An 18086-nucleotide genomic window follows, 5' to 3' on the forward strand; every position below is an offset into this window, starting at 1 on the left:
ATTGAATCTCAAGGAGTTTTCCGTTTCGACTGTGCCGGAAGTGGGGCGAATTATAGACAGATAAAACGGGGCGTCAAGGGTTTATTTGAAATACGGGTCAAGAAAGAAAAGTGCGCACTATATTGCTCAATTACCCCGCAGTTGCGCATCATAGGCCCACAGGCGGAGTTGCCGTCCTGCACTCTCTATATAAAGGAACGCCACCCCGCGATGAACACCCAAACCCGCAGCCTGGCCGCCACGCTGTTTCCTGTCGGCGTGCTGCTGATTGCAATGGCGTCGATTCAGTCTGGAGCATCACTGGCCAAAAGCCTGTTCCCGCTGGTTGGCCCGGAGGGCACCACGACACTGCGCTTGCTGATCGCAAGCGTGATCATGTTGCTTCTGCTGCGCCCCTGGCGTGCACGGCTTACCGCCAGCACGCTTAAGACTGTGGTGGTTTACGGCGCTGCGCTGGGTGGTATGAACCTTCTCTTCTATATGTCGCTACAAACGGTTCCACTGGGCATCGCGGTGGCATTGGAATTCACCGGCCCGCTGGCAGTAGCGCTCTATGCATCCCGCCGTCCGGTGGACTTTCTCTGGATCGGCATGGCCATCGCGGGCCTGCTGTTGCTGGTCCCTATCGGTGCGACCAGCTCGGGAATCGATCCGAAGGGGGCTTGCTACGCTTTGGGCGCTGGCGTTTGCTGGGCACTTTATATCCTTTATGGGCAGAAAGCCGGCGCCGAGAACGGCATCCAGACCGCCGCCCTCGGGGTGGTCATTGCTGCGGTGGTAGTTGCCCCGATCGGCATCGTTCACGCCGGCACTGCATTGTTGAACCCCGCACTGATCCCGGTAGCCCTCGGCGTCGCGATTCTTTCCACCGCCCTGCCCTATAGCCTGGAAATGGTCGCCCTCACGCGCCTACCGGCACGCACGTTCGGCACCCTGATGAGTATCGAGCCCGCGTTTGGCGCCCTTTCCGGGCTACTGTTCCTCAATGAAGTGCTGAGCCTCACCCAATGGCTGGCGATTGCCGCCATCATTACAGCCTCGGTCGGCGCTACCCTGTCCATGCGCAAGGACACCCCACCGCTGGTGGCTGCCGACTGATTGAGAAATATTTTCATTTAAAAATGATATGAATGATTGTGTCAGCCCAGCAACCCTGTTTAAGCTGTGAACGGCGTCTTAGTTTGAACCTTTCAAATCGGAGCAGGGACGAATAAGCATCAGGACGATGCCAAGTACACAAACACGGGCACAGACCCGCGAATGCGTTAAGGACAGGAATGAAACGAATTTTGCTCATCCTCGCCATTCTGGCCGTTGCCGGTTGCGCCGCGACCGCAAAGGACGAAGTCAAGCGTGGCAAGAAAGGGCTGCACATCAACTGCTCTGGCCTGTCCTCCTCCTGGAACAAGTGCTACAGCAAAGCTGAAAGCTCTTGCGGCACCAAAGGCTACAAGGTCATCGCAAAATCCGGCGACGGCGATGAAGAGCCCGGCGACTACCCGTTCGGCATCAATCCAGCGGGCTACACCAGCCGCAGCATGATCGTCATCTGCAAATAAGAAAGGGCAACCCGTGGGTTGCCCTTCTTTATTAACGCAGCATTTGGCCGACCTAAGCGCTGATTGACACCGTCCTCTCCTGCAGCCAGGCAAGGGCTGTACCGCTCAGCAATGGCTCGAGCCGACGCCGTACCTGCGCGTGATAGCCATTCAGCCACTCGACATCCTCGCTTCCGAGCCTTTCGATCAGCAGGCAACGCGTATCGATCGGGCACAAGGTCAAGGTTTCGAATTCGAGGAAGTCGCCGAATGTACTCTTCGCCGACTCGCGATTGAATACCAGGTTTTCGATCCGAACTCCCCACTGCCCGGGACGATAAGTGCCTGGTTCAATGGAGGTGATCATGCCCGACTGCATGGCCGTCTGTGGTGCAGCGGCGGCCTGATAGGCAATCACCTGCGGGCCCTCATGGACATTCATGAAGTACCCCACGCCGTGACCAGTGCCATGGCCATAATCGACATGCTCTGCCCACAGCGGCGCCCGGGCGATGGCATCGAGTAGCGGCGACAGAATACCCCGCGGAAACTTCACTCGCGACAACGCGATCATGCCCTTGAGCACCCGCGTGCAGTCTTCTTTCTGCGCCTGACTAGGCGTACCAATCGGCACCATACGGGTGATATCGGTGGTCCCGCCCAGATATTGCCCGCCGGAATCGATCAACAGCAGGCCATCGCCTTCGATCCGCGCGTGGGAGGCTTCCGTGGCCCGATAGTGCGGCATCGCTCCGTTGGCATTGAAGGCGGCGATGGTGGCGAAACTGAGTGAAATGAAACCAGGGCGCCGCGCCCTCTCCGCGCTCAGCCGCTCATCGACGGTTACTTCGGTAACCGTCTCGCGGGTCTGGGCGACCTCGAACCAGGCGAAGAACTCACAAAGCGCCGCACCGTCCTGCTCCATGACCTGGCGGATGTGCGCAAGGTCCGCCTCGCTCTTGCGCGACTTGGCCAAGGTAGTCGGGTTGATGCCCTCTACCAAGCGCACGCTTTCATTCAGATTAGCCAACAGGCCGCTGGTAACCTTGGCCGGATCGACCAACAGGCTGCTGCCCGCCGGAATCGCGGCGAGACTGGCGGAAATCGCAGGGTAGTCACGCACCTCAACGCCATCGTTAGCCAGTATCTTGCGCAGTTGAGCATCGACCTTGCCTTCGCCGACGAACAGTAACGCCGTATCGCGGCTGATCAGCGCGAAGGAGACGAACACCGGATTGTAGGAAACATCACTGCCGCGCAGGTTGAACAACCAGGCAATGTCATCGACGGTGGCAATGAAATGCCAGTCCGCGCCACGTTCCGCGAGGCTCTGGCGCAGGGCGTTCAGCTTCTCCACGCGACTGACCGTAGCCTGCGGCGGCAAATGCTCGTAGACCGGGTTGTTCGGCAGCGCCGGGCGATCGTCCCACACACCCGTGAGCAGGTCCTTGTGCATCATCAACCGGACATTGCGCGTCTTCAGCCGATCGCCCAGCTGCCGGGCCGAGGCCAGGGCCATGACCGCGCCGTCCACCGCCACAGTGCCATCGGTGGGCGCATTATCGGCCAACCAGTCCAACGGACCCGGACGGCCCGGCTGCAACTTGACCAGCTCGATCCCGCTGCCAGCCAATTCCCGCTCGGCCTGCTCCCAATAACGACTGTCGGCCCAGAGGCCGGCAAAGTCCGCGGTCAGCACCAAGGTGCCGACCGAACCGTGGAAGCCCGAGAGCCATCGGCGTGCCTGCCAGTAGCCCGGCAAGTATTCGGAAAGATGGGGGTCGGCGGAAGGCACAAACAACGCATCGACCCCTTCGTTGCGCATCACCTGGCGCAGGCGCTCCACTCGTGTACTGATCGCATCCTGCGCTGTCGGCTGACTGTTCATGCTTACTCCTGTCACTACCACGGCCATTCATTCTGGCCGCTGATAATGGAGCAGGCATCAGCCTCGGGCAACACTCCAGAACGGCGCCGGACGCAGCGCAGCTCTTATCGCCCGGGCCGCCTGGTCGATATCCGCCTCGTTGGTGAAACGTCCGAGGCTCAGGCGGATGGTCTGGCTCGCCAGGTATTCGTCATGCCCCAGCGCCAACAAAACGTGGGACGGCGCGCTGCTACCGGAGTTACACGCCGAGGTAGAGGAAAATGCCAGTGTCGCGCCGAGCGCGGAGAGGTCCAGCGAATCGCCGCTGAAGGTCAGGCTTAGGGTGTGGGGAATGGCATGCTGGGGGTTACCGTTGAGCTGCAATCCGGAAATATCATGCAACTGTTCCAGCAGACGATCACGCAAACATCGGATGCGTGCCACCTCCTCGTCCAGCACCTCGCCGGCCAGGGCGAACGCCGCACCCATTGCGGCGATCTGGTGCGTTGCGAGGGTGCCAGAGCGCAAGCCGCCTTCATGGCCGCCACCGTGAATCTGCGCCTGCAAGAGTGGCCGGGCGCGTTCGCCGACATACAGCGCACCAATACCCTTGGGCCCGTAGACCTTGTGCGCGGAAAACGACACCACATCCAGCGGCCACTCGCTCAGGTCGATCGCCACTTTGCCGGCTGCCTGTGCCGCATCCACATGCAATAGCGCGCCATGACGCCGAACGATTTCACCGATGGCGCGAACATCATTCAGCGTGCCTAGCTCATTGTTCACCAGCATCAGCGACACCAGGAACGTGTCCGGTCGCAAGGCCGCCAATACGGCACGCGGAGTAATCAGCCCATTCGTATCCGGGGTCAGGTAAGTCACGTCGAAGCCGGCGTCCTGCAACTGCCGGGCGGTGTCGAGCACAGCTTTGTGTTCGACACGGCTGGTGATGATGTGCCCGCCGCTGCGACCCTGGGCCAGGCCTTTCAATGCGAGGTTGTTCGACTCAGTGGCGCCGGAGGTCCAGACCAGTTGATCGGCGCGCGCGCCCACCAAGGACGCGACCTGTTCCCGGGCCAGTTCCACGGCTTGCCGCGCCTGCTGGCCATAGCGGTGCGAACTGGACGCCGGGTTGCCGAAATTGCCGGCTGCGCCCAGGCACTTGACCATCACGTCAATGACTCGCTCGTCGACGGGCGTCGTGGCGGCATAGTCGAAATACAGCGGTAGATTTTCCATGGTTCAAGGCTCTCTGGCAGTTGTCGCCCAGGAACGCAGCGCGCTTCCCGAATCCTGATGCCATAGTGCCTCAAGCCAACATAGAACTAATAATTATCAATTTTCATATTTATATAACTTTTAGTAGAAAAGCCCGATTGGTGCTGAACTTCCGCTTGGTCGTACGCTTCAGAACAGATATCCCTTGCTGCTGGAGCGCCTACCATGCCCCGCCGGACCGACCGCAAGCACGGTGTGTTGTTGCTCGATACCCGCGAGAGCACGCCCGACCACGAACGCGCCGTCCACCGCAAGCTGGCCGAACACCTCGCGGTGCTGCTGCACACCGAGGTGGTGGACACCGAGGCCGATGACAGCGGTGATCTCTACTACCTGCCCACCTCCACGCTGATCGAGCCTGCACACTATCGGGAACTGGGCATCACCTCGATCGCCGATTTCTTCGGCGGCATGGTCACTCATCCCTACATGGCGACCAAAGCCATCTCTCACCCCTTGCCCGCCGGCGCCACCTTTCCGCTGGGCTGGACCGACGACTTTGCCCGCCGCGCCAGTGATGCCCTGCTCAAGGGCTACACGGTGTTCAGCATCGATGACGCCCTGCGCGCCGCAGCGCTTTTGCTGCAGGACGGGCCGCTGCGGCTGAAGCCCGTGCGAGCCACCGCCGGTCGTGGCCAAACGGTGATCGAAAACCTGAACGCCCTGGAAGCCGAACTGCGGCCAATGGACAAAAACGAATTGGCCCTCTGGGGCCTGGTGCTGGAGGAGAACCTTGAGCAGGTTGAAACTTTCAGCGTCGGCCAGGCGCTGGTAGCCGGTATCACCTGCAGTTACTACGGAGTGCAGAGCCTGACCAACGATCACCAGGGCGTGTCGGTGTACGGCGGTTCGGACCTGGTGCTGGTGCGTGGCGGCTACGACGAGTTGCTGCAACTGGAGCTGGAAGATCCGTTGCGTCTGGCAATCACCCAGGCCCGAACCTACGAACAGGCTGCCATGCAGGCCTTTCCCGGCTTTCTCGCCTCCCGGCGCAATTACGACGTAGCTCGCGGCTTGACGCCCCACGGCAGCGTGCGCAGCGGCGTACTGGAGCAATCCTGGCGCATCGGCGGCGCCAGCAGCGCGGAGTTGCTGGCGCTGCGGGCATTTTCCGATGACCCGGCCCTGCAACGCATCCGTGCCTCGACCCACGAAGTATTCGACGAGGTGCAATTGCCCGCGGACGCGACGCTTTTCTACCAAGGGGACGACTGTGAAGTCGGACGCATCTGTAAATACGCGAGGATCCGCGCCTATGACCATCCATAGCGAAACCCTCGACATCCTTGTCGACGGCGAAAACATCGCCGGAACGCTGCTCAGCCCCAGCGCGAAAGTCCCGGGGATTCTGTTTGTCCACGGCTGGGGCGGCAGCCAGCAGCGCGACCTGGCCCGGGCCAAGCACATCACCGGCCTGGGTTGCGTGTGCATGACCTTCGACCTGCGCGGCCATGAGAAAACCGAAAGCCAGCGCCGCAGTGTCACCCGCGAGCAGAACTTCGCCGACGTACTGGCGGCCTACGACAAGCTGGTCGGCCACCCGGCGGTGGACACCAGTTCCATCGCCGTGATCGGCAGCAGCTACGGCGGCTATCTGGCCACGTTGCTGACGCGCCAGCGTCCGGTGAAATGGCTGGCGCTGCGGGTACCGGCGCTGTACTGGGATGACGAATGGAGCGCGCCCAAGCAGGGTCTCGACCGCCAGCGCCTGTCGCAATACCGGCTGATGACCCTCGGCCCCGGCGACAACCGCGCACTGGCGGCGTGCGCCGAGTTCTCCGGTGACGTCCTGCTGGTGGAGTCGGAGCAGGACGACTATGTGCCCCACAGCACCTTGATGAGCTACCGCTCGGCCTTTGGTTGCGCCCATTCGCTGACCCACCGGATCGTCGACGGCGCCGATCACGCGCTGTCCAGCGACCGCAGCCAGAAAGCCTACAGCGCACTGCTCACCGCCTGGATCAGCGAGATGGTGATCGGCGCCCGGCTTGATCGTTATCCGCACCATTCACCCTGGTACTCATAGCGCCTGGTGCGGCGCCACCTGGCAATGCAGCCCGCCCTCGGCAGTGCGCGCCAGACTGCTGAGGGTCTGGAAGGCGGAGAAATTCACGCCCCGGGCCAGGTGCTCGCGCAGCAGATCGAGGAACGGTTCCTGGTCGAAGCTGGCGATGGCGGCTTCCCAAGCTGAGCGCGACTGCCATTGCAGGTATTGCAGCACCCGGCTGCCGTCGTCACTGGCCTGCACGCTGATCCCCAGCAGCCCGGCGTGCTCGAACGCCAGCCGCTCGCTGCGTGCCGCCAGAGCATGGGCCAGTGCCTGCTGGCGTAACGGGGCCACTTCGAATTCGATCAGTTGGGTGAAACAGAGACTGTTTGCTACCGCCATCATGAAAAATCTCTCCGTTGTCGGGTAGGCAAGGTCAGCGAGTAAACGCGTTGGGCTTCGGCGCGAAAGGCTACGCGGCAAGCCTGCACTTGTGGTGCATGGCTCGGCACGGTAAAACCTCCAGTTAACTCAAGGTCAAGAGATTCTTTGCATGGACGACAAAAGCCTGAGCGTCGGCCAACTGGCCACGCGCAGCGGCGTCGCGGTCACCGCGCTGCACTTCTACGAGAGCAAGGGGCTGATCTTCAGCACCCGCAATGCCGGCAACCAGCGGCGCTTTCCACGGGAAACCCTGCGCCGGGTGGCGGTGATCAAGATGGCGCAGCGCCTCGGCCTGCCGCTGTCGAGCATCCACGCCGCGTTACAGAGTCTGCCCAGCCATCGCGCGCCCAACGCCGCAGACTGGCGGCGGCTGTCAGCCCAATGGCGTGATGACCTGACCGAGCGAATCGACAAGTTGATGTTGCTGCGCGACCAGCTCGACGGCTGTATCGGCTGTGGCTGCATGTCGATGCAGAGCTGCCCCCTGCGCAACCACCATGACCAGCTGGCCGAGCAGGGCCCTGGCCCGCACTTGCCCGCGCTCGCCGAGGAACACTGAAATCAAGGCTGGCCGGTCACCTGTTTGCGGTACTCGCCGGGGGCCAGGCCGGTGACCTTGTGGAAGACCTTGCGGAACGCGCCGGGGTCCTGATAGCCGACGCCCCAGGCGATCTGATCGATGCTGCGGCGGGTGAATTCGAGCATCCGGCAGGCCCGTCCGACCCGCACTTGCTGGCAGTACTCGGTGGGTTTGAGCCCGGTGGCGCCCCGGAACCGTCGGAGAAAGGTGCGCTCTTCAAGGCCCGCGCATTCGGCCATGACCGCGACGCTGACGTCCCGCGCGCCTGTGCTCTGCAACCAGTGCTGAACCTTCAACACCGCTTCGTCGCCATGATCCAGACGCGGACTGAAGGTGCTGCCCGCAGGCTTGAGCTGGACCGGCTGCACCGCGAGGAAACGCGCGGTTTCACTCGCCAGGGTATGTCCCAGGAAGCGCTCCACCAGGTTCAGGCCGACTTCGGTCCAGGCCATCAGTCCGGCGCTGGTGATCACATCGCCGTCGTCCAGCAGCGGCAGGTTGGCCTCCACTTTGACCTGGGGAAAACGCTCGGCCAGCGACTGAGCGAAGGTCCAGTGGGTGGACGCCGAACGGCCATCGAGCACGCCACTGGCGGCAATGAAAAATACCCCCACGCAGACCGACGCCAGCAATGCGCCGTCGGCGTGCCATTCGCGCAACTGCCCGCGATAGCGCTCCAGCACTTCGCTGGACAACTCCGAGCCCAGGCTCGGCGGCACGATCATCACCCGCGGCTGGTGGCGTGGCTGCGGCTGGCTGTCGAAGGTCACACGTAGCGCGCCGTCCACGTCCTGCCAGTGGCAAACCCGCAGCGGCGTCTGCTGGCGCACACCGAGGTCGGCGGCCAAGCGATTGGCCACGCTGAACAGGTCGGTCATGCCATACACCGCAGCCATCTGCGCCCCCGGGTACATCAGGATGCCGATCTCGGTTGCGTCGCCCACACAGGTCATTGTCAGTTTTTCCCGTCAAATTGTCGGTCGCGCCAATCTTCAACAGCGCCGCGCAAGCCTATAACTATCCGCCACACCATCACCATCCTCCTGAGGAAGCAGCATGAGCAAGCACGCCCTGATCATCATCGACATCCAGAACGATTATTTCCCCGGCGGCAAATGGACCCTGGCAGGCGCCGACGCGGCGGCCGACAACGCCGCCAAGGCGCTGGCCGCGGCCCGTGAGCGCGGTGACTTCGTGGTGCACGTACGGCATGAGTTCGAATCCGCCGATGCGCCATTCTTCACGCCCGGCTCAGAAGGTGCGCGGATCCATTCGAAAGTGGCCGCCCGCGACGGCGAGGCCGTGGTGCTCAAGCACAAAGTCAACGCCTTCCTCGACACGCCGCTGCTGGGCCTGCTGGAAGAACAGCGGATCACCGACCTGACGGTGGTCGGCAGCATGAGCCATGTCTGCATCGATGCCGCGACCCGTGCCGCCGCAGACCTTGGCTACAGCGTCAGCGTACTGCACGACGCCTGCGCCACCCTCGATGTGGAATTCAACGGCGTGAACGTCCCGGCCGCTCAGGTGCATGCGGCGTACATGGCTGCGCTGGCGTTCGGCTACGCCAAGGTGATTTCTACCGAGGAATGGCTCGCGGCCTGAATCAGATCACCACGTTGCGCACGAAGCGGGTCGCCACGTCGCCGTCATTGCGGTAGCCGTGATTCCGATTGCTGGGGTAGCTGAGGAACTCACCGGCAACCAGTTGGTGCTGCTGGTTATCGATCAGCAGCGTCAGGCAGCCTTCGAAGACGAAGACCTGCTCGCTGAAGCCTTCGGGATCGGCGCTGGTGGTGTACAGCTCACCCGGCTCCAGGCGCCACTCCCACAGTTCCACCTCGCGGCGAGCGGGGGTGCTGGCCAGCAGCACCGCCTTGCTGCCAGGGTGCTCGCCGGCCCAGGCCAGTTCGTTGATGCGGCTGGAGTCGCGGTTGTCCGCGGCCTTGATCAGGTCGCTGAAGGCCACGCCCAATGCCTCGGCGATCAGGTCGAGGGTCGACAGGCTGACATTTTTCTCTCCCGCCTCGATGGCCACCAACATGCGTCGGCTGACGCCGGAGTTCTGTGCCAGGGCGCTCTGGCTCAAGCCCGCGTCGTGACGCAGGCGGCGCACGTTCTGACTGACGTGCTGCAAGACCGAAGCGCGTGAATTGGAATCTTTGTCCACGTGGGTGCTCACTCGAAAGGGTTTGCGCAGTATACTGCCCAACTTTGCCGCGCATTGTGCGTCGCCCCCTCTTCTGTGTGCAAGGTCATGACTACCAATACCCCCTCGCGTGCGTCCTTCACTTTCCGCCTGAGCAAAGCGGAATTGGTGCTGGTGTTCATCACCATGCTCTGGGGCGGCACCTTCCTGATCGTGCACAACGTCATGACCGTCAGCGGTCCGATGTTCTTCGTCGGCCTGCGCTTTGCCGCCGCCGCGTTGTTCGTCGGCGTCTTCTGCGCCCGCTCACTGCCCGGCCTCACCCTGCTGGAACTGAAAGCCGGGGTGCTGATCGGCGTGTCGATCATGCTCGGCTATGGTCTGCAGACCGTCGGCCTGCAAACCATCAGCAGTAGCCAGTCGGCCTTCATCACCGCCCTCTACGTGCCCTTCGTGCCGCTGTTGCAGTGGCTGGTGCTGGGGCGACGCCCCGGTTTGATGCCGAGCCTGGGCATCGGCCTGGCCTTTGCCGGCCTGATGCTACTGGCCGGCCCCAGCGGTGGTGCGGTGCAATTCAGTCCCGGGGAAATCGCCACGCTGGTCAGCGCCGTGGCCATCGCCGCAGAGATCATTCTGATCAGCAACTATGCCGGCAAGGTGGATGTGCGTCGGGTCACCGTGGTGCAACTGGCCACCGCCTCGGCGCTGGCGTTCATGATGGTAGTCCCGACCCAGGAACGCCTGCCGGACTTCTCCTGGTTGCTGCTGACCAGCGCCATCGGCCTCGGCGCCATGAGCGCGGTGATCCAGGTGGCAATGAACTGGGCGCAGAAGTCGGTTTCACCAACCCGCGCTACGCTGATCTACGCAGGTGAACCGGTCTGGGCCGGGATTGTCGGACGTATTGCCGGTGATCGCCTGCCAGGCCTGGCTCTGCTCGGCGGATTGCTGATCGTCATCGCCGTGGTGGTGAGCGAACTGAAGATCAAACGTCGGGAAGAAAAGCCGGCTGTATGCGCCGCGGATGAGAAGGAAGCCGACCCGGGTCTTTAGCCAACCGGGTGCTTGTCCTGCGGAAACTGTTATAAGAAAAAAGATTTTTCTTACAATTCTTGTAAGGTTCTGCGACAGCTTCATGGTTGGTGATCCCATGGCTGTTCCGTATGATCCCTTACAAATTTCCGCAGATTAGATATCTATGTCCTTGATAGTTCTGCTGCTTCTGCCATTTGTTGGGAGCTGTCTGGCAGGTGTCCTGCCGCACAACGCGCGTAACGCCGAATCCGTGCTCGCCGGCATCGTTGCCCTGGTGGGCACGGTGCAAGTGGCCATGCTTTATCCGCAGATCGCCGATGGCGGGGTGATCCGCGAAGAAATGCTCTGGCTGCCGAGCATGGGCCTGAACGTGGTTCTGCGCATGGACGGCTTCGCCTGGCTGTTCTCGCTGCTGGTGCTGGGCATCGGCACCCTGGTGTCGCTGTATGCGCGCTATTACATGTCACCGCAGGACCCGGTGCCACGCTTCTTCGCTTTCTTCCTGGCCTTCATGGGCGCCATGCTCGGCCTGGTGATGTCGGGCAACCTGATCCAGATCGTGTTTTTCTGGGAACTGACCAGCCTGTTTTCATTCCTGCTGATCGGCTACTGGCACCACCGCGCCGACGCCCGCCGCGGCGCCTACATGGCGCTGATGGTCACCGGCGCCGGCGGTTTATGCCTGCTGGCGGGGGTGATCCTGCTCGGCCATGTCGTCGGCAGCTACGACCTGGACAGGGTGCTGGCGTCCGGTGACGCCATCCGCAACCACGCCCTGTACCCGGTCCTGCTGCCCCTGATCCTGCTCGGCGCACTGACCAAGAGCGCGCAATTCCCCTTCCACTTCTGGCTGCCCCACGCAATGGCGGCGCCCACCCCGGTTTCGGCTTATCTGCACTCGGCGACCATGGTCAAGGCCGGGGTCTTCCTGCTGGCGCGGCTGTGGCCTGTGCTGTCCGGCACCGATGAATGGTTCTGGATCGTAGGCGGCGCCGGCGCCTGCACCCTGTTGCTGGGCGCCTACGCGGCGATGTTCCAGAACGACCTCAAGGGCTTGCTGGCCTATTCCACCATCAGCCACCTCGGCCTGATCACCTTGCTGTTGGGCCTGAACAGCCCGCTGGCGGCGGTGGCCGCAGTGTTCCATATCCTCAACCACGCCACGTTCAAGGCGTCGCTATTCATGGCGGCGGGCATCATCGACCACGAAAGTGGCACCCGCGACATCCGCAAGCTCAGCGGCCTGTTCCGGCTGATCCCGTTCACCGCCACCCTGGCCATGGTGGCCAGCGCGTCAATGGCCGGCGTGCCGTTGATGAACGGCTTCCTGTCCAAGGAAATGTTCTTCGCCGAAACCGTGTTCATCACGTCCACCGCCTGGGTCGAGATGGCCCTGCCGGTGATCGCCACCCTGGCCGGGACATTCAGCGTCGCCTACGCCCTGCGCTTCACCGTCGACGTGTTCTTCGGCCCTACCGCCACCGACCTGCCACACACGCCGCACGAACCGCCACGCTGGATGCGTGCGCCGGTAGAGCTGCTGGTGCTGACCTGCCTGGTGGTGGGTATCTTCCCCGCGCAGTCGGTCGGCCCGCTGTTGGCCGCCGCCGCCCTGCCGGTGGTCGGCGGCACCCTGCCCGAGTACAGCCTGGCGGTCTGGCACGGCTGGAACGCCCCACTGATCATGAGTCTGGTCGCCATGTGCGGCGGCATCCTGCTGTACCTGGCACTGCGTACCCAACTCCTGCACGGGCGCTTCCGCCACCCGCCGTTCATCGAGCGTTTCAACGGCAAGCGCCTGTTCGAAAAAAGCCAGGTGTTGCTGATGCGCGTAGCCCGCTGGGGCGAGCGCGTGCTCACCACCCGGCGCTTGCAGAAACAACTGTTCATGCTGGTAACGGCCGCGCTGCTGGCCGGCATGCTGCCGCTGCTGCACCACGGCCTGAGCTGGGGCCACCGGCCGAAGATCCCGGGCTCCGGGGTGTTCGTGATGCTCTGGCTGATCGCCATCGCCTGTGCCATCGGCGCCGCCTGGCAAGCCAAGTACCACCGTCTGGCGGCACTGATCATGGTCAGCGTCTGCGGCCTGATGACCTGCATCACCTTCGTCTGGTTCTCCGCGCCGGACCTGGCGCTGACCCAACTGGTAGTGGAAGTGGTCACCACCGTGCTGATCCTGCTGGGCCTGCGCTGGCTGCCGCGACGGATCGAAGGCGTCTCGCCCGCGGCCGGCTCGCAGGAACGGGCGCGCTGGCGCCGTCTGCGTGATCTGGTGCTGGCAGTGTTGGTGGGTGGCGGCATGGCGCTGCTGTCCTACGCCATGCTGACCCGTCCGACACCGAACTTCATCTCGTCCTTCTACCTCAGCCGCGCCCTGCCGGAAGGCGGCGGGACCAACGTGGTCAACGTCATGCTGGTGGACTTCCGCGGCTTCGATACCCTCGGCGAGATCACCGTGCTGGTGGCCGTGGCGCTGGCGGTGTTCGCCCTGCTGCGGCGCTTCCGTCCGCCACGCGAAAGCATCCAGTTGCCATCCCAGCAACGCTTGCTGGCGCCGGACGTGGTCACCGACCTGGTCAACCCGCGCAACGCTACCGATACCGCGCTGGGCTTCATGATGGTTCCGGCGGTGCTGGTGCGCCTGTTGCTGCCGATGGCACTGCTGGTGTCGATGTACCTGTTCATGCGCGGCCACAACCAGCCGGGCGGCGGCTTCGTCGCAGGGCTGGTGATGTCGGTGGCATTCATCCTCCAGTACATGGTGGCCGGCACCCAGTGGGTCGAGGCGCAGATGAGCCTGCGACCACTGCGCTGGATGGGCACCGGGTTGCTCTGCGCAACCCTCACCGGGGTCGGCGCACTGCTGTTCGGCTACCCGTTCCTGACCACGCACACCGCGCATTTGCACCTGCCGGTGCTGGGTGACCTGCACGTGGCCAGCGCGCTGTTCTTCGATATCGGGGTGTTCACCGTGGTGGTCGGCTCGACGCTGCTGATCCTCACCGCCCTCGCCCACCAGTCGGTTCGTGCTCACCGCCCGAGCCAGCCCAAACCCACCACTCAAGGAGCCGCCGCCTGATGGAAGAAGTCATCGCTATAGCCATCGGCGTGCTCGCCGCCTCGGGCGTCTGGCTGATCCTGCGGCCACGGACCTATCAGGTGATCATGGGGCTGTGCCTGCTGTCCTACGGCGTCAACCTGTTCATTTTCAGCATGGGCAGCCTGTTTATCGGCAAAGAGCCGATCATCAAGGACGGCGTCCCGCAAGACCTGCTGAACTACACCGACCCCCTGCCCCAGGCGCTGGTGCTGACGGCGATCGTCATCAGCTTCGCCATGACCGCGCTGTTCCTCGTGGTGTTGCTGGCGTCCCGTGGCTTTACCGGCACTGACCATGTCGATGGACGGGAGCCCAAGGAATGAGTGGGATGCAACAACTGATCGTCGCCCCGATCCTGCTACCACTGCTGACCGCAGCGCTGATGCTGCTGCTCGGCGAGAAGCGCCGGCCGCTCAAGGCTCGGATCAACCTGCTGTCCACCTTCGCCGGGCTGTGCATCGCCATCACCCTGCTGTTGTGGGTGCGTGACCAAGGCCAGGCGACGTCCATCGGCGTCTACCTGCCGGGCAACTGGGCCGCGCCATTCGGCATCGTGCTGGTGCTCGACCGCCTCTCCGCGCTGATGCTGGTGCTGACCGGCGTAGTCGGCATCAGCGCCCTGCTCTTCGCCCTGGCCCGCTGGGACCGGGCCGGCGCCAGCTTCCACGCGCTGTTCCAGATTCAGTTGATGGGCCTGTACGGCGCCTTCCTGACCGGCGACCTGTTCAACCTGTTCGTGTTCTTCGAGGTGCTGCTGGCCGCGTCCTACGGCTTGCTGTTGCATGGCTCAGGGCGCTCGCGGGTCAAGGCCGGCCTGCATTACATCGCTATCAACCTGTTTGCTTCGTCACTGTTCCTGATCGGAGCGGCGATGCTCTACGGCGTGACCGGCACCCTGAACATGGCCGATCTGGCGCTGAAAATCCCGCTGGTGCCGGAAGCCGATCGCGGCCTGCTGCACGCAGGCGCGGCGATCCTGGCAATCGCCTTCCTGGCCAAGGCCGGGATCTGGCCGCTGAATTTCTGGCTGGTGCCGGCCTACTCCTCGGCCAGTGCTCCGGTGGCAGCGCTGTTCGCGATCATGACCAAGGTCGGCATCTACACCCTGCTGCGCCTGTGGACCCTGCTTTTCTCCGGGCAAGCCGGGGCCTCGGCCTACTTCGGTGGCGAATGGCTGGTGTACGGCGGCCTGGCGACCCTGGCCTGCGCCGCGCTGTCGATCCTCGCCGCGCAGCGCCTGGAGCGCCTCGCCAGCCTGAGCATTCTGGTGTCGGCCGGCACCCTGGTGGCGGCCATCGGCTTCGGCCAGACTGCGGTGACCTCCGCCGCGCTGTTCTACCTCGTCAGCTCGACCCTGGCGCTGTGCGCGCTGTTCCTCCTGGCGGAACTGATCGAGCGCTCGCGCTCGGCCAACGAGCTACCCGAGGACGAGGAAGAAGACGCAATGCCCTCGCCGCTGGAATCGCTGCAACCGCCCAAGGGCATCAACCTGGACGACGAACAGAAAGCCGTGGTTGGCCAGGTCATCCCGTGGACCATGGCGTTCCTCGGTTTCAGCTTTATCGCCTGCGCCCTGCTGGTGATCGGCATGCCGCCGCTGTCGGGGTTCGTCGGCAAGTTCAGCCTGATCACCGCACTGTTCAACCCGCTGGGCCTGGGTGTCGAACCGGACCAGCCGGTGCCGGTCACCGGCTGGGTGCTGGTGGCGTTGCTGGTGCTGTCCGGGATGGCTTCGCTGATTGCCCTGGTGCGGGTCGGCATCCAGCGTTTCTGGACGCCGCAGGAGCGTCCTTCGCCGCTGCTGCGCCTGTATGAATGCGTGCCCATCGTCGCCTTGCTGAGCCTGTGCGTGGTGCTCAGCCTGTGGGCCGAGCCGCTGATGCGCTACGCCCAGGACACCGCCGCCAGCCTGGGTGACTCCAGCGTCTACATCGAAGCCGTACTGGGCACCCAGCCAATCCCCGGCCCTACCACCTTGAACAGCGTCGGGCAGGTGCAACCATGAAAAGACTTTTCCCCGCGCCGCTGCTGTCCCTCTCGCTGGCCGTGCTCTGGCTGGTGCTCAACCTCTCGGTGAGCCCCGGCAACCTGCTGCTGGCGATCCTGCTTGCCATCGTCGCGCCGCAACTGATGGCGCCGCTGCGCCCGCTGCAAGCACGCATCCGCCATCCGGGCACCATCCTGCGCCTGATCCTGCGGGTCGGCGCGGATGTGGTGGTGTCCAACCTGCAGGTATTTTGCAGCGTCTGGCAGACCGGGCGCCGGCCGCCGCGCTCGCAATTCGTGCACATTCCGCTGGACTTGCGCGACGCCCACGGCCTTGCCGCGCTGTCGATGATCACCACGGTGATTCCCGGCACGGTGTGGTCGGAACTGGCGCTGAACCGCAGCATCCTGTTGCTGCACGTATTCGATCTGGACGATGAGGCGAGCTTCATCGAACACTTCAAGACCACGTATGAACGTCCGCTGATGGAGATCTTCGAATGACTGGCCTGCTTGCCAACGCCATCATCGCCAGCCTGTTCATCTTCGCCATTGCCATGGCGCTGACCCTGGTCCGCGTGTTCCGCGGGCCTTCGGCCCAAGACCGGGTATTGGCGCTGGACTACCTGTACATGCTGGGGATGCTGACGATGCTGGTGCTGGGTATCCGCTACGGCAGCGATACCTACTTCGAGGGCGCGCTGCTGATTGCCCTGTTCGGCTTTGTCGGCTCGTTCGCCCTGGCCAAGTTCCTGTTGCGTGGCGAGGTGATCGAATGACCGCTCCGGTATTACCGTTCTGGCTGGAAGTACTGACCGCCGCGCTGATCCTGATCAGCGCCCTGTTCGCCCTGACCGGTGCCATTGGCCTGTTGCGCCTGAAGGACTTTTTCCAGCGCATGCATCCGCCGGCGCTGGCCTCGACCCTGGGCGCCTGGTGCGTGTCGCTGGCGTCGATCCTGTATTTCTCGGGGCTCAAGGAAACGCCGGTGCTGCATGCCTGGCTGATCCCGATTCTGCTGTCGATCACCGTGCCGGTGACCACCCTGCTGCTGGCCCGCACCGCGCTGTTTCGCAAGCGCATGGCCGGCGAGGACGTACCCGATGAAGTCAGCGGCAGCCCCGAAAAGGATTATTGAAGCGACTGCTCGCTCAGGCGTTGCAGCTCGCGCCTGACCATGGCCGCGTACTCCGCCGGCTCAAGCTGGTAAAGCTGGCCGGCGACCCAGCTCAGCCACTGCCCTTTCAACTCGTCGCGGCGCGCCAGCAACTGGCGTGCCTGCGCTTCGGCGCGCGGTTGATGGCTGGCGTGGAATTCACGCCGTCCGCTCACTCGCTGGCCTTGAAGGTCAGCTCGCCCTTGCGCCACTTGGCGGCCTTGGCGGTGGCGGCCTTGAGCACCTTCGACAGACCTTCTTTAATGCGCTCGTTAGCGGCGAACACCATCACCACGCCCTTGCCCTCGCGAAAGACGATGCCGTTGCCTTCCGGCACGCTGACAAAGGCGTACTCGCCCAGACCATAGATGGTCAGCTTGATTTCACGGAAACGGATTTCGAACTTGCCGCCCTCACGGCTCGGCAGCACGGCAGCGCGGAAGTGGTCGCCGACTTTCAGCTCCAGGCGCTGCTTGTCGTCCACCACCAGCGACTCTTCGGTGTCGATCTCGGCCATGTAAAGGCCTTCGGGGCTCTGCTCGGTGACATAGACGTAACGCGACTGGAACAGCTTGACCAGTTTGCCGCGAAGGTCGCCAAGCACGAACAGGGCATGCATATCGAGATTGCTGACTGCCAATGAAAACTCCTCAAAAACCGCTATCACACAGGCGCACGGGCAAAAAACTCCCACGGGCACGCCGTTCTTCAATTCGAAGTCCAAAAGACTAGTGATTTGGAACTAAAAAGTAGCGGCTCTTTGGCGTTTCGCACTGCGGGAAAACGCACTATTCCATGCCAGCTATTGCCCGACGACGAACTAACCAGGGTTTTTTCCACTGGGCCGGGGCACACTTTCTGACAGCCACACAGGAAAAAAATGCAGTGACTGCAAGATCAGGGAAGGGAATATGCCCGAAAACACGGAAATCCGTCGAGACTTTTTGAGCAACAAGCAGCAAGCGG

At 63.2% G+C, this 18086-nt stretch carries 20 protein-coding genes; 13 read left to right on the forward strand and 7 right to left on the reverse strand.

The features are described from left to right. Nucleotides 1-210: 210 nt before the first annotated feature. On the forward strand, nt 211-1098 hold the full coding sequence (rhtA, locus tag DM374_RS26815; protein WP_110972606.1) for a threonine/homoserine exporter RhtA: 888 nt from the start codon (nt 211-213) through the stop codon (nt 1096-1098). A 179-nt stretch (nt 1099-1277) separates the two neighbouring features. After that, complete coding sequence (locus tag DM374_RS26820; protein WP_110972607.1) at nt 1278-1559, forward strand: hypothetical protein; 282 nt, start codon at nt 1278-1280, stop codon at nt 1557-1559. A gap of 52 nt (nt 1560-1611) precedes the next feature. On the opposite strand, the gene DM374_RS26825 is transcribed toward DM374_RS26820, so the two are convergent. Next, on the reverse strand, nt 1612-3426 hold the full coding sequence (locus tag DM374_RS26825; RefSeq protein ID WP_110972608.1) for an aminopeptidase P family protein: 1815 nt from the start codon (nt 3424-3426) through the stop codon (nt 1612-1614). 57 nt (nt 3427-3483) lie between these two features. After that, nucleotides 3484-4644: a cysteine desulfurase family protein gene (locus tag DM374_RS26830; protein WP_110972609.1), complete on the reverse strand. Its 1161-nt coding sequence runs from the start codon at nt 4642-4644 to the stop codon at nt 3484-3486. Nucleotides 4645-4848: 204 nt separating this feature from the next. On the opposite strand from DM374_RS26830, the gene DM374_RS26835 reads away from it, so the two are divergent. Both DM374_RS26835 and DM374_RS26840 read left to right on the forward strand, forming a co-directional pair. Beyond that, nucleotides 4849-5952 carry a DUF3182 family protein gene (locus DM374_RS26835; RefSeq protein WP_110972610.1) on the forward strand — a complete coding sequence of 368 codons (1104 nt, stop codon included), beginning with the start codon at nt 4849-4851 and terminating at the stop codon, nt 5950-5952. Then, nucleotides 5939-6709: an alpha/beta hydrolase family protein gene (locus tag DM374_RS26840; RefSeq protein ID WP_110972611.1), complete on the forward strand. Its 771-nt coding sequence runs from the start codon at nt 5939-5941 to the stop codon at nt 6707-6709. The genes DM374_RS26835 and DM374_RS26840 overlap by 14 nt, the downstream gene beginning before the upstream one ends. Here the strand turns inward: DM374_RS26840 and DM374_RS26845 are convergent. Then, a complete protein-coding gene (locus tag DM374_RS26845) occupies nt 6704-7075 on the reverse strand; it encodes an antibiotic biosynthesis monooxygenase (protein ID WP_110972612.1) in 372 nt (123 codons plus the stop codon). The genes DM374_RS26840 and DM374_RS26845 overlap by 6 nt on opposite strands. A 148-nt stretch (nt 7076-7223) precedes the next feature. Here DM374_RS26845 and soxR point away from each other — a divergent pair, with 148 nt between their 5' ends. Beyond that, a complete protein-coding gene (soxR, locus tag DM374_RS26850) occupies nt 7224-7673 on the forward strand; it encodes a redox-sensitive transcriptional activator SoxR (RefSeq protein WP_110972613.1) in 450 nt (149 codons plus the stop codon). Nucleotides 7674-7675: 2 nt separating this feature from the next. Here the strand turns inward: soxR and DM374_RS26855 are convergent, their stop codons facing one another. Next, nucleotides 7676-8647: a GlxA family transcriptional regulator gene (locus tag DM374_RS26855; RefSeq protein WP_110972614.1), complete on the reverse strand. Its 972-nt coding sequence runs from the start codon at nt 8645-8647 to the stop codon at nt 7676-7678. Between the two features lie 103 nt (nt 8648-8750). Here DM374_RS26855 and DM374_RS26860 point away from each other — a divergent pair, with 103 nt between their 5' ends. Further along, nucleotides 8751-9299 (forward strand): cysteine hydrolase family protein, encoded by a 549-nt coding sequence (locus DM374_RS26860; protein ID WP_110972615.1) that lies wholly within the window; start codon nt 8751-8753, stop codon nt 9297-9299. 1 nt (nt 9300) lies between these two features. Here the strand turns inward: DM374_RS26860 and DM374_RS26865 are convergent, their stop codons facing one another. After that, entirely contained in the window at nt 9301-9864 is a 564-nt protein-coding gene (locus tag DM374_RS26865; RefSeq protein WP_110972616.1) for a helix-turn-helix domain-containing protein, read from the reverse strand. An 87-nt stretch (nt 9865-9951) separates the two neighbouring features. On the opposite strand from DM374_RS26865, the gene DM374_RS26870 reads away from it, so the two are divergent. The 7 genes from DM374_RS26870 (at nt 9952) to DM374_RS26900 (ending at nt 17102) form a co-directional block, all read left to right on the forward strand. Further along, nucleotides 9952-10896: a DMT family transporter gene (locus DM374_RS26870; RefSeq protein ID WP_110972617.1), complete on the forward strand. Its 945-nt coding sequence runs from the start codon at nt 9952-9954 to the stop codon at nt 10894-10896. A 145-nt stretch (nt 10897-11041) separates the two neighbouring features. Beyond that, a complete protein-coding gene (locus DM374_RS26875) occupies nt 11042-13957 on the forward strand; it encodes a monovalent cation/H+ antiporter subunit A (RefSeq protein ID WP_110972618.1) in 2916 nt (971 codons plus the stop codon). Next, entirely contained in the window at nt 13957-14301 is a 345-nt protein-coding gene (locus DM374_RS26880; protein ID WP_009394682.1) for a Na+/H+ antiporter subunit C, read from the forward strand. The genes DM374_RS26875 and DM374_RS26880 overlap by 1 nt, the downstream gene beginning before the upstream one ends. Beyond that, nucleotides 14298-15983, forward strand: a complete 1686-nt coding sequence (locus DM374_RS26885) for a monovalent cation/H+ antiporter subunit D (RefSeq protein WP_110972619.1) — start codon at nt 14298-14300, stop codon at nt 15981-15983. Before DM374_RS26880 ends, DM374_RS26885 begins: the two co-directional genes overlap by 4 nt. Beyond that, a complete protein-coding gene (locus tag DM374_RS26890) occupies nt 15980-16468 on the forward strand; it encodes a Na+/H+ antiporter subunit E (protein WP_110972620.1) in 489 nt (162 codons plus the stop codon). The genes DM374_RS26885 and DM374_RS26890 overlap by 4 nt, the downstream gene beginning before the upstream one ends. Next, nucleotides 16465-16743 carry a K+/H+ antiporter subunit F gene (locus tag DM374_RS26895; RefSeq protein WP_095157587.1) on the forward strand — a complete coding sequence of 93 codons (279 nt, stop codon included), beginning with the start codon at nt 16465-16467 and terminating at the stop codon, nt 16741-16743. Before DM374_RS26890 ends, DM374_RS26895 begins: the two co-directional genes overlap by 4 nt. Next, nucleotides 16740-17102: a Na+/H+ antiporter subunit G gene (locus tag DM374_RS26900; protein WP_110972621.1), complete on the forward strand. Its 363-nt coding sequence runs from the start codon at nt 16740-16742 to the stop codon at nt 17100-17102. The genes DM374_RS26895 and DM374_RS26900 overlap by 4 nt, the downstream gene beginning before the upstream one ends. Here the strand turns inward: DM374_RS26900 and DM374_RS26905 are convergent. Together DM374_RS26905 and DM374_RS26910 are read right to left on the reverse strand one after the other, a co-directional pair. Continuing rightward, entirely contained in the window at nt 17096-17296 is a 201-nt protein-coding gene (locus tag DM374_RS26905; RefSeq protein ID WP_175649514.1) for a hypothetical protein, read from the reverse strand. The two genes, DM374_RS26900 and DM374_RS26905, sit on opposite strands and share 7 nt — an antisense overlap. Beyond that, nucleotides 17293-17760: a hypothetical protein gene (locus tag DM374_RS26910; RefSeq protein WP_110972623.1), complete on the reverse strand. Its 468-nt coding sequence runs from the start codon at nt 17758-17760 to the stop codon at nt 17293-17295. Before DM374_RS26910 ends, DM374_RS26905 begins: the two co-directional genes overlap by 4 nt. Between the last annotated feature and the right edge of the window lie 326 nt (nt 17761-18086).

Source organism: Pseudomonas huaxiensis (assembly GCF_003231275.1).
GTDB classification, from domain to species: Bacteria; Pseudomonadota; Gammaproteobacteria; order Pseudomonadales; family Pseudomonadaceae; genus Aquipseudomonas; species Aquipseudomonas huaxiensis.

Excerpts from the sequence above, each read along its gene's own strand:
- DM374_RS26855 (WP_110972614.1), bottom strand. The coding sequence starts at position 8,647 with ATGACCTGTGTGGGCGACGCAACCGAGATCGGCATCCTGATGTACCCG.
- DM374_RS26825 (WP_110972608.1), bottom strand. The coding sequence starts at position 3,426 with ATGAACAGTCAGCCGACAGCGCAGGATGCGATCAGTACACGAGTGGAG.
- DM374_RS26885 (WP_110972619.1), top strand. The coding sequence starts at position 14,298 with ATGAGTGGGATGCAACAACTGATCGTCGCCCCGATCCTGCTACCACTG.
- soxR (WP_110972613.1), top strand. The coding sequence starts at position 7,224 with ATGGACGACAAAAGCCTGAGCGTCGGCCAACTGGCCACGCGCAGCGGC.
- DM374_RS26895 (WP_095157587.1), top strand. The coding sequence starts at position 16,465 with ATGACTGGCCTGCTTGCCAACGCCATCATCGCCAGCCTGTTCATCTTC.
- DM374_RS26890 (WP_110972620.1), top strand. The coding sequence starts at position 15,980 with ATGAAAAGACTTTTCCCCGCGCCGCTGCTGTCCCTCTCGCTGGCCGTG.
- DM374_RS26870 (WP_110972617.1), top strand. The coding sequence starts at position 9,952 with ATGACTACCAATACCCCCTCGCGTGCGTCCTTCACTTTCCGCCTGAGC.
- DM374_RS26875 (WP_110972618.1), top strand. The coding sequence starts at position 11,042 with ATGTCCTTGATAGTTCTGCTGCTTCTGCCATTTGTTGGGAGCTGTCTG.
- DM374_RS26830 (WP_110972609.1), bottom strand. The coding sequence starts at position 4,644 with ATGGAAAATCTACCGCTGTATTTCGACTATGCCGCCACGACGCCCGTC.
- DM374_RS26900 (WP_110972621.1), top strand. The coding sequence starts at position 16,740 with ATGACCGCTCCGGTATTACCGTTCTGGCTGGAAGTACTGACCGCCGCG.
- DM374_RS26860 (WP_110972615.1), top strand. The coding sequence starts at position 8,751 with ATGAGCAAGCACGCCCTGATCATCATCGACATCCAGAACGATTATTTC.
- DM374_RS26880 (WP_009394682.1), top strand. The coding sequence starts at position 13,957 with ATGGAAGAAGTCATCGCTATAGCCATCGGCGTGCTCGCCGCCTCGGGC.
- DM374_RS26840 (WP_110972611.1), top strand. The coding sequence starts at position 5,939 with ATGACCATCCATAGCGAAACCCTCGACATCCTTGTCGACGGCGAAAAC.
- DM374_RS26820 (WP_110972607.1), top strand. The coding sequence starts at position 1,278 with ATGAAACGAATTTTGCTCATCCTCGCCATTCTGGCCGTTGCCGGTTGC.
- DM374_RS26845 (WP_110972612.1), bottom strand. The coding sequence starts at position 7,075 with ATGATGGCGGTAGCAAACAGTCTCTGTTTCACCCAACTGATCGAATTC.
- rhtA (WP_110972606.1), top strand. The coding sequence starts at position 211 with ATGAACACCCAAACCCGCAGCCTGGCCGCCACGCTGTTTCCTGTCGGC.
- DM374_RS26835 (WP_110972610.1), top strand. The coding sequence starts at position 4,849 with ATGCCCCGCCGGACCGACCGCAAGCACGGTGTGTTGTTGCTCGATACC.